The 9307-nt window shown below is 44.4% G+C and carries 10 protein-coding genes and 1 pseudogene; 3 read left to right on the top strand and 8 right to left on the bottom strand.

Features of this window, described 5'->3' with window-relative positions; genetic code table 11:
• Nucleotides 1–5: 5 nt before the first annotated feature.
• The 7 genes and pseudogenes from L0J61_RS06270 to potA all read right to left on the bottom strand — a co-directional run bounded on the left by L0J61_RS06270 (nucleotide 6) and on the right by potA (nucleotide 5803).
• Complete coding sequence (locus L0J61_RS06270) at nucleotides 6–578, bottom strand: hypothetical protein (RefSeq protein ID WP_301465476.1); 573 nt, start codon at nucleotides 576–578, stop codon at nucleotides 6–8.
• 90 nt (nucleotides 579–668) lie between these two features.
• Nucleotides 669–1490 carry a mannosyl-3-phosphoglycerate phosphatase gene (locus L0J61_RS06265; protein WP_301465475.1) on the bottom strand — a complete coding sequence of 274 codons (822 nt, stop codon included), beginning with the start codon at nucleotides 1488–1490 and terminating at the stop codon, nucleotides 669–671.
• A 183-nt stretch (nucleotides 1491–1673) separates the two neighbouring features.
• Nucleotides 1674–1841 (bottom strand): annotated as a pseudogene (locus L0J61_RS06260) (IS5/IS1182 family transposase); the annotation flags it as partial.
• 21 nt (nucleotides 1842–1862) lie between these two features.
• Nucleotides 1863–2753, bottom strand: a complete 891-nt coding sequence (locus L0J61_RS06255; RefSeq protein WP_301465474.1) for a LysR family transcriptional regulator — start codon at nucleotides 2751–2753, stop codon at nucleotides 1863–1865.
• Nucleotides 2754–2859: 106 nt separating this feature from the next.
• Nucleotides 2860–3690, bottom strand: a complete 831-nt coding sequence (potC, locus tag L0J61_RS06250) for a spermidine/putrescine ABC transporter permease PotC (RefSeq protein ID WP_301465473.1) — start codon at nucleotides 3688–3690, stop codon at nucleotides 2860–2862.
• The gene (potB, locus tag L0J61_RS06245; RefSeq protein ID WP_301465472.1) at nucleotides 3690–4568 is read right to left on the bottom strand and encodes a spermidine/putrescine ABC transporter permease PotB; all 879 of its coding nucleotides are present in this window, start codon (nucleotides 4566–4568) and stop codon (nucleotides 3690–3692) included. Before potB ends, potC begins: the two co-directional genes overlap by 1 nt.
• Nucleotides 4568–5803, bottom strand: coding sequence for a spermidine/putrescine ABC transporter ATP-binding protein PotA (potA, locus tag L0J61_RS06240; RefSeq protein WP_301465471.1), 1236 nt, complete (start codon nucleotides 5801–5803; stop codon nucleotides 4568–4570). The genes potB and potA overlap by 1 nt, the downstream gene beginning before the upstream one ends.
• A gap of 324 nt (nucleotides 5804–6127) precedes the next feature.
• Here potA and L0J61_RS06235 point away from each other — a divergent pair, with 324 nt between their 5' ends.
• The 3 genes from L0J61_RS06235 to L0J61_RS06225 all read left to right on the top strand — a co-directional run bounded on the left by L0J61_RS06235 (nucleotide 6128) and on the right by L0J61_RS06225 (nucleotide 8500).
• The gene (locus L0J61_RS06235; protein WP_301465470.1) at nucleotides 6128–6766 is read left to right on the top strand and encodes a carbonic anhydrase; all 639 of its coding nucleotides are present in this window, start codon (nucleotides 6128–6130) and stop codon (nucleotides 6764–6766) included.
• 102 nt (nucleotides 6767–6868) lie between these two features.
• Complete coding sequence (gloA, locus tag L0J61_RS06230; RefSeq protein WP_301465469.1) at nucleotides 6869–7444, top strand: lactoylglutathione lyase; 576 nt, start codon at nucleotides 6869–6871, stop codon at nucleotides 7442–7444.
• An 81-nt stretch (nucleotides 7445–7525) separates the two neighbouring features.
• Nucleotides 7526–8500 (top strand): mechanosensitive ion channel family protein, encoded by a 975-nt coding sequence (locus L0J61_RS06225; RefSeq protein WP_301465468.1) that lies wholly within the window; start codon nucleotides 7526–7528, stop codon nucleotides 8498–8500.
• Between the two features lie 131 nt (nucleotides 8501–8631).
• On the opposite strand, the gene L0J61_RS06220 is transcribed toward L0J61_RS06225, so the two are convergent.
• Nucleotides 8632–9108 (bottom strand): cytochrome c, encoded by a 477-nt coding sequence (locus L0J61_RS06220; RefSeq protein WP_301465467.1) that lies wholly within the window; start codon nucleotides 9106–9108, stop codon nucleotides 8632–8634.
• Between the last annotated feature and the right edge of the window lie 199 nt (nucleotides 9109–9307).

The raw sequence follows: 9307 nt of genomic DNA, 5'->3' as shown, positions 1-9307 counted from the left end.
CGCATTCATCCCACTACCTTAGAGGTAGGGGATTTCTGCGGTAAAATGTTAAACTCAAAATCAAGTCCTGGATGTACTATGGGGTAAAAAAGCCGTGCAACAAGCGCTCGTGAGTAGTTTACTATGTCACAATCATGCAAGGCAAAAGCATAGTTATCTCGATCTGTGAGACCATAACCTATCATCGTCCAGACATTACGACCTTTTCCCGGAGTGTCTAAACCAGGAAAACCCTCATCTGTAAGCTCTTTATATATCTTTTTTACATTTGGACCATCATTCCAAAGTACCTCAACACGACACTCCAAAATGCTCATGCGCCTCTTTACTTCTAAAAACTGCTCCTCAGTTGCACAGTCGAGTCCAACTATAACTTTATGGAGATACTTCACGTTTTTAAGCTCATCAATAATAGTCTGCATCGCTGGCATTTCAAACTCTGAGTAGAGAGCGGGAAGCAAAAGCACCATATTTCTGCGTTTTGAGAAGTGCAATAATTCTTCTTCTATGTTTTCTAAGGAGCGATCCCCCACATTTTGTAGTGTTGTTATAACGCCGTTTTGAAAAAAATCTGTCATCTTACTCTCTCTTTTGATGTTATCTCATATAACTAGACTGTCATGATTTTTCAAGACCTCGCAGTGACAGCAAGTGTCATTGCGAGCGCTTTAGAGTCCATCAAATATCTCCAATATAGAGCTATTCCAACCTCTTGGTCCTGGGTAGTCTGCTCTTTTTATATCTGCGTTTCCTATGGCACTAAAAGAGCCATCATAGAGAGGAACTAAAACACCAATATCTGCTTTTTTTATCATGGTAAAGTCGTTTGCACTATCACCAAGGGTTATCTTGGTACACTTTTGGTTGTAATACTCTTCATACATGTGAGCAAGTGTAAGCATGGCATTTGCTTTGTCTTGTAGAAGTGAGACAAGGTGAAAAAATCTTCCCCCTTTTACTATATCAAAGCCCTTTTCATTTGCCTCTTTTTTAAAAGCCTCAAGCCCTCTTTCGTCCTGCATCAAAAAAGGCTCACTAAAGTCGCGTTTCATGGCATTTAGGCTCTCTTCTCTTGGCAAACCTGTATGCTGTATTACTTCATCAACACTCATATCTCCAAAACCTTTTATCGGGTAGCTCCGTTTCATGTGTGTGAAAAAAAGTCTCAGTTCTATGTAGGATTGCGCCTTAGAGAATTTTATCCACTCCTCTTTAGACGCCACCTCTTTTGCAAGTACAGACTCTGAGGGCACAAATATCCCAGCACCATTCTCAACAATAAAAGGCTGCCGCATGCCTAACTCTTTTTGAAGCACTACTACTTCACTAAAGGTTTTGCTCGTAGCGATGATGAGAGGAATTGAGCGATATTTTAAAAGTGCTAAGGCCTCTTTTGCAGGAGCGAAACTATAATCCTGATGATTGAGTAGTGTTCCATCTAAATCGGTAAATACAAGATATCTCTTCTTCATAGCAGTATGGTATAACACAATTATTTGTCATGGTCGACTTATTTCAGATCACTTCTTAGAGGTTTTTATTGAAATAAACGCAGTCGAAAATACCATGGGATCTTTCATGACATCCAGCACTTTAGAACGACCCTTTGAGCAATGACTTTGTGGACTAACAACTTGGGTTTATTACTACTTAGACTAGGGGCTGTATAGAATTCAAATCAAAGGCAACCAAATAAAAACACAAGCTAGTATGATTGCAGCTCCATGATTGCCTTGAAGCTTATCATAACGAGTGGCGATGCCTATAGAATGCTTCAACCTAGTAAAAGCATTTTCTACTCAATAGCGGCAGCGATATAAATATCAGTCCAAGGTATCGTTAGCGCAGTAGACAGTTGAATATCAAACTGGCTTTACCAACCCTTCTAATAAACCAGAGAACCCTTGCATATAAGCGACCTCTTGGCTCGTCGTGCGTGTCGCTGCATACAGCTGACAGTGCACACCAGTGCCCAGCGGGCGCGAGACAACCCAGCCTTTTTTCTCGTATTCAGCAACGACCCAATCGGGCAATGCTGCCACTCCGCGTTCACTGGCAACCAACTGAATGAGCATCGCTGTCAGCTCAGTAGTGCGAACACTCTCAAAGTTCACCTGCGCTGGTGTCATGAAGTTGGCAATAATGTCGAGGCGTCTGGCTTCTACTGGATAGGCAATCAATACCTCATCGGTCAAATCGCTAGGCTCAATTTTCTCTTGTGCTGCCAAATCATGCGTTGGCGATAGTACCAAGCGACTTTCATATTCAAATAGCGGTTGGTAACTGATGCCCTCGATCGGCAAGTCACTGGTGGTAATCAGTAGGTCAATATCACCTTCCATCAGCAAATGATGAGGCTCAGGTTCAAACCCAGTCGCGAAATCTAGCTCTACATCAGACCACTGACGACGATAATGATTGAGTATCGGCATGAGCCAGTCAAAGCAGCTATGACACTCGGATGCTAGGCGCAATCTGCCTGCTTGCCCATGCGCTAAGCGTTTCAGATCGGATTTGGTACGGGTCACTTGCGGCAGAATGTTATCTGCTAATGCCAACACCGTTTTGCCGGCTGGTGTAAAGGTCAGCGGGCGTGTACGACGATTGACCAAGCTGATATCGTAATAGCTCTCTAATTCTTTGAGCTGATGCGAAACGGCAGAAGCGGTGACATGTAGTTCATCGGCAGCAGCAGCCAATGACCCGTGCGCACGTAGGGCAGTTAACGTATTGAGATGGCGGAGCTCTAACATAATATAACCTGACTACTAAAATGAGTATTATTCATTATAGTTGATAGCTTAATGATTTTCACTCAAAGCCAGTAAGTGAAAGTGGTTATCTGTTGATAGTCTTTAGCTAGCGTCGGCGTAGTAATAACTGCGAGATAATGACGAGGATAAGAGAAGCAACTAGCAATAACGTACCAATGGCATTGACCTCAGGGTTGAGTCCGACACGCACCATTGAGTATATCCGTAACGGTAAAATCTCATAGCTAGGACCAGTGACAAAGGTAGAAACCACCACATCATCCAATGATAAGGTAAAGGCGAGTAACCAACCTGCCATCACCGCTGGCATGATCACTGGGATGAGCACAGTACGAACCATCACCGATTCGCTAGCACCCAAATCCCGTGCCGCCTCCATCAAACGCTCATCCAAACTACTCAGCCGTGCAAACACAGTGATGACCACAAAGGGTAAGCAAAAAGTAATGTGTGCTAATAACAGTGACACAAAGCCGAGCTGCAGACCAATTAATAAAAATAGTGCCAACAATGAGATGGCCAATACAATTTCAGGTGACATCATCAGTACAAATAACAAGCCGTTTAGTAAGCCTTTGCCTCGAAAATTATATCGATGTAAGGCGAGAGCAGTTAGCGTACCTATTAGGGTTGAGACGGTCGCTGCGACCAACCCCAACACGATAGAGTGCCAAAAGGCATCAAGCATCGCTTGGTTATTAAACAGTGATTCGTACCATTTTAAACTAAAGCCGCCCCAGTTATAGCCAATCTTTGATTGGTTAAATGACATCACGACCAATACAATGATTGGCAAATACAGCATGGCATAAATCAAGCCAAGATAGCCTTTGGCCGCGATATTGCCAATCTTAATAGGACGCCTCTGTTTTGTGGGTGTGTTATTGGACGAGCGACTTGCTGATCGATCAGACATTAGGCCACCTCGTTAAAGTCAGTTTTGCCAATGCGGCGACTACTGGCACGATAAGCGAGCAGCAATATGGCCATCGCTATTGTCAATACCACACTAGCGGCAGCCCCAAACGGCCAATCACGTGCAGCCAAAAATTGGTTTTTTATAATATTACCGACCAATAAATTGCGCGAACCACCTAAGATGTCAGCCACATAAAACATGCCCATCGCTGGCAGTAGCACCAACAGCACCCCAGAGATAATCCCAGGCGTAGTCAATGGCAAGACCACGTGCCAAAAAGTCTGAGCTCTAGAAGCTCCCAAGTCTTGCGACGCCAACAGCATGTCGTTGCGTAGGTCTGTAAACACCGCATATAGTGGTAAGACCATAAATGGAAACAATAAATAGGTAAGGCCTGCGATGACAGCGCCTTGCGTATATAAAATATCAATAGGCGCATCGATGATGCCTATCGCGAGCAGCGCTTTATTAATCAAACCATTATTTGCAAATAGTAGCTTGAGCGCATAAGTACGCACCAAAGAGTTGGTCCAAAACGGCAGTATCAATAACATCATGAGCAGCGGCTGCCAGCGCACTTTGGCTTTGGATACCAGCCACGCAAAAGGGTAGCCTAGCAACAAACACATAAACGTCGTGATACCTGCCATCCATAATGAGTGGGCAAAAACCTCGAAGTACAATGGGTCAACCATGCGTACGTAGCTGTCGATGCTGACAGGTAAGCTGATAAACGCGCTGCTATCGCGAGTCAGAAAACTGACGGCGATGACCAATATATTTGGCAAGAGTGCAAATATCAGTAACCAACCCCAGATTAGCCATAGCGTGGCGGTACGAAAAGCGCCTTTGCTGCCTAAGCTATGATGTGCCATCAGAGTACATCCTTGTGCACATCGCTATTTTCTGCAGTATCAGAGTCCTCTGGCAGTACCCACTCCCAGCCATCAACCCATGATACTTTGACAGCTTCATTTAGTTTGTAGTCAAAGCTGGGGTCGTCTTCATCAAAAAATTCAGAAGCCTTAATGATATGACCGTTTGTCAATTCGATAATCGAGTCCAACGTGCTGCCTTTATAGTTACTCTCGATGACGTGACCGAGCAGCCCTGTGTGTCCATCATCTTTAGGGTCGTAAATGCGTAAATCTTCGGGGCGGAGGAGTAGATTGACGATATCGCCTACTCGTACATCATTGGCAAAGTCGGGGCGCCGTAAGTTGCGTAACGTGGTTGGAACTTCTTGTGCCTGTGCCTCACAGACTTCGACTTCGATGCGTCCGTTGCTCACCTTACCATCACGATCTGGTTGGTCAGGATAAACGCCTTTTACCTCAGCCTTAAATAAATTGGTCTCACCGATGAATTTGGCGGTAAATAAGTTGGCAGGGGTCTCGTATATCTCAATGGGTGTGCCGATTTGCTGAAACGCTCCGTCTTTCATCACAGCGATGCGGTCTGACATTGATAGCGCTTCTTCTTGATCATGAGTGACGAAGACGAAGGTAATCCCAAGCTCTCTCTGCAATCGCTTGAGTTCGGATTGCATCTGCAAGCGCAATTTGTGATCGAGCGCAGACAGAGGCTCATCAAGTAATAGCAATTTAGGACGGTTAATCACTGCCCGAGCAATGGCGACACGTTGCTGCTGCCCACCAGATAAATCTTGCGGTTTGCGATTGGCTAAATGCTCTAGCTGAACCATGGCGAGCATATCGCGCACACGGGTTTTAATCTCGTCTTTAGGGACTTTTTTAAGCTTGAGTCCGTAAGCCACATTTTGTGCAACACTCATATGTGGAAACAGCGCATACTGTTGAAACACTGTGTTGATGGGGCGCTTATCCGCTGGCAAGCCCGCCATTTGTACGCCATCCAAATATATTGCCCCAGCAGTTGGTTGCTCAAAACCGGCAATCAAGCGTAGCAGTGTGGTCTTACCACAGCCTGATGGACCGAGTAAGGTTAAGAACTCACCGTGTTTGATATCGAGGTTGATATTCCTTAATACTTCAGTTTTATCATAGTTTTTCTTAAGACCGGTCAGTTGTAGTAGGATGCTATCCAGTGACTCACCAGAGGTAGGCGTGGTTGCAGCAGATTCGGTCATAAGGTTCGTTCCTATACATCTCACTCGTTAGAGTAGCCATGACATGTGCTACTGTAGACAAAGATGGTTGGCGTAAGCGTGGTCTGGTGGTCTGATTGTCACGTATTATAACAAACCATTGATATAATTCAGCGTCAGTTGGTTACAAGTTGCTCAGGAGCTGTTGGCTCATGTCTTATGGGAGCAGGTTGAACATACAAAAACTTCTATCATTTTTTGCTTCTATTCCTATACAATTGGCTATGCAATACAATAATAAGACACGGCTTACCGCATATCTTATTGTTGCATTTAGAACTATCCAAAACTAAAAAAGGATTTCTCATGCCTAACGACAAACGACCCAAAACAGGTGCAGAAGCACTTGAGCTTTTAAAAGAAGGCAATGCACGCTATGTCGATAGCCTTAGCAGTACTGACCCAAGTATGCAGAAGCGTCCAGAGCTGGTCAGCGATCAAGATCCTTTGGCCATTATTTTGGGCTGTTCGGATGCGCGCGTACCGGTCGAGATTGTATTTGACCAAGGTTTGGGTGATTTATTCGTCATTCGTGTCGCTGGTAATGTGGTTGCGCCTTCACAGATTGGGTCAATCGAGTTTGCTGCTGAGACGTTCGGTACCAAGCTGGTGGTCGTGTTGGGGCATTCTCACTGTGGTGCGGTAACGGCCTGTGTCGAAACACTTATCAACCCTGAGCAGAGCTATTCTCCTAACTTGCAGTCGATTGTCGACCGTATCCGCCCGAGTGTGTATAACTTGCACGAATTGGCGACTGCCAATGGTCAGGACGTAGATGCAGATGAGTTGCTCAGTCGCTCCATCAGAGCCAACGTGCGTATGTCAGTTAGCCAACTCAAACATGGTTCGCGGTCATTAGAGGACTTATCAGCCAATGGTCAGTTATTGATCGTTGGTGCAGAGTACGATTTAGAAACTGGCAAAGTACGATTTTTAGATGTCTAATCGCTATCGCATCGCGCTATTTGTTATTATCAGTAGAAAGTTAAGCAACTCGCTGTGATGGCGATTGGCTTATAAACTTGTTTTTTGTATATTAGGAATATTATGTCTAAACCAGCATCTACCTCAACCTCTAGTAATGAGGCTATCATCGCTCAGCCTGCTAGCAGTGTAAATACAGTGGGTATTCAACCTATCTCTGCGCAGACTTCAGGCTTCACATTCAATCATACTATGCTACGTATCAAAGACCCTGCCAAGTCGTTGGCGTTTTATACGGGTGTTCTTGGTATGACTTTATTGGCGGTAAAGAAGTTTCCTGAGATGGGGTTTGATTTATACTTTCTAGCCAAACTTACTGAAAGCGAGCGTGAATCGCTGCCGACCGGTGATGATTTGGCAATTTTTGCTTTTCGTCAGCGCGGTATTTTAGAGTTAACCCATAATTATGGCACTGAAAACCAAGAAGGCTTCAGCTATCACGATGGTAACCAAGACCCACAAGGCTTTGGCCATATCTGTTTTAGTGTGCCTAATCTTGAGGAGGCCGTGGCGTGGTTTGATAAAAACGATGTCGAATTCAAAAAACGCCCAGAAGACGGTAGCATGAAAAACATCGCATTTATCAAGGATGTTGACGGCTACTGGATTGAAATTGTCCAGGCCGACTTGATGGCTTAGGTTTATCACCATTTTCAAAATGAGGACAGACCTTAGTCCATCAACCAAACAATTTAATCCAATCACAGGAGTGATAAGGGAATGTCTAGCTCCGAGACAGACGCCAGTATAAGCGACGGAACCGCGGTAAAATCAACAAATACTGATGTCATGACATATCAAGGTATCTTCGACTCTGCCAACGAAATATTGATTGGTTTTATCGACCGTATTCCTTATTTCGTCGCGTCAATCGCTGTCTTTCTGATTTTTTGGTTTTTATCGATCATCTTTAAAAAAGTTGTCCGAAAATTACTGGGTAGCCGTAGCCGTCATCAGAACTTGGTCAAAGTATTCCAGCGCATAGGCGGGGCGCTGATTATCTTTATTGGCATTATGATAGCCATGGTCATTGCTGTGCCAGGGTTTACACCTGCCAAGCTGATTGGTGCACTTGGTATCGGTTCGGTTGCTATTGGTTTTGCGTTCAAAGACATCTTCCAAAACCTATTATCCGGTATTTTGCTACTCATCTCGGAGCCGTTTCGTATTGGCGATCAGATCGTCTCAGGAGATTATGAAGGGACAGTTGAAGACATCAAAATCCGTGCGACGACCATCAAAACTTATGACGGTAGGCAAGTGGTTATACCTAACTCTCAACTGTATACTTCAGCACTGACCGTCAATACAGCATATCATCAGCGGCGCTTGGAGCTGGCGGTAGGTATCGGTTATGAAGACGATATCGAAGCTGCAAAAGCGGAGATCCTAAAAGCGCTAGATAGGGCAGATAGTGTCTCGAAGAAAGCTGAGCCGAGTGTGATTGCCACTGGTTTTGGTGACTCAACGATAGATTTGAAGGTACGTTGGTTTATTGAAGACGGCACACAAGCCAATAAGGTTGCCTCTATCCATCAGGTGTTCGTCGAGATCAAAAACTCACTCGATACAGCAGGTGTGAACATACCATTCCCGATACGTACCATAGATTTGAGCGATCCATCTGTGACATCGATTGTCAATAAAGTGAATGAGCAGCAAACAGCAGACGAGGACAAGGTAGCGACAGAGTAACAGCGGCATCGTCGTTGAATTATTATTAAGTTCTGCGCCTGTTTTTTATAATAGAGTGTGAAGAAAACCGCCATATCTTCTGATACGGCGGTTTTTTTAATGCAGTGCGTCGTTACGAACAGTTTAGCTGTTTAGTTGGTTTCAGCTTTGAAGTCTGTGTGGCATGATTTACAGGTCGCGCCTACTTCACCAAAAGCAGGCTTCACATCATCCATGCTAGCGGCTGTTTGTGCGGCAGCGTTTAAATCAGTGGTAACTTGTTGAAATTTTTCAGCTTCTGCAGTGAAACCTTCAGGGTTAGTCCATACAGCTTCAGTTGCGTTACCCATGCTTTCTTGGTTCTCAAAGTGGCTCCAAGGAGTAGAAGCGTCCTCAGCCAAAAAGGCAGCTTGCTCTTTGAATACATCTGCATCAAAAGTATCTGGGGCTTTTGCCATATCGCCCATGACACCCATTGCATCACCCCAGTTTTTCATGCTGTCTTGACGAGCTTGTACATCAGGGTCAGTGTCAGGGGAAGTACTACAGGCTGTTAGACCTAAGGCGGCGGCCATCAATGTGATACCGAAGATAGACTTTAATGATTGGTTTGAACGAATCGGTGTCATGTAGATTACTCCTTAAAATTTGCTAATGGTATGCGTATGTGCAAACGCTGGCTATAAAATAAAAAAGTACGGCTAAAAAACTGACTTGCTTTTATCTGGAAATGCAGTCACTTCCGAATTTTTTTCGAAAAAGCAACTTCTATTGTACCCATTATTTACGTCTGTATTGTTAAAATAGTTGTTATATCATCGTAATGTA

The organism is Psychrobacter sp. (assembly GCF_030457785.1).
Lineage (GTDB): Bacteria > Pseudomonadota > Gammaproteobacteria > Pseudomonadales > Moraxellaceae > Psychrobacter.
Note: the sequence above shows the minus strand (reverse complement) of the source record. Positions and strands in the feature narration are given on the sequence as shown.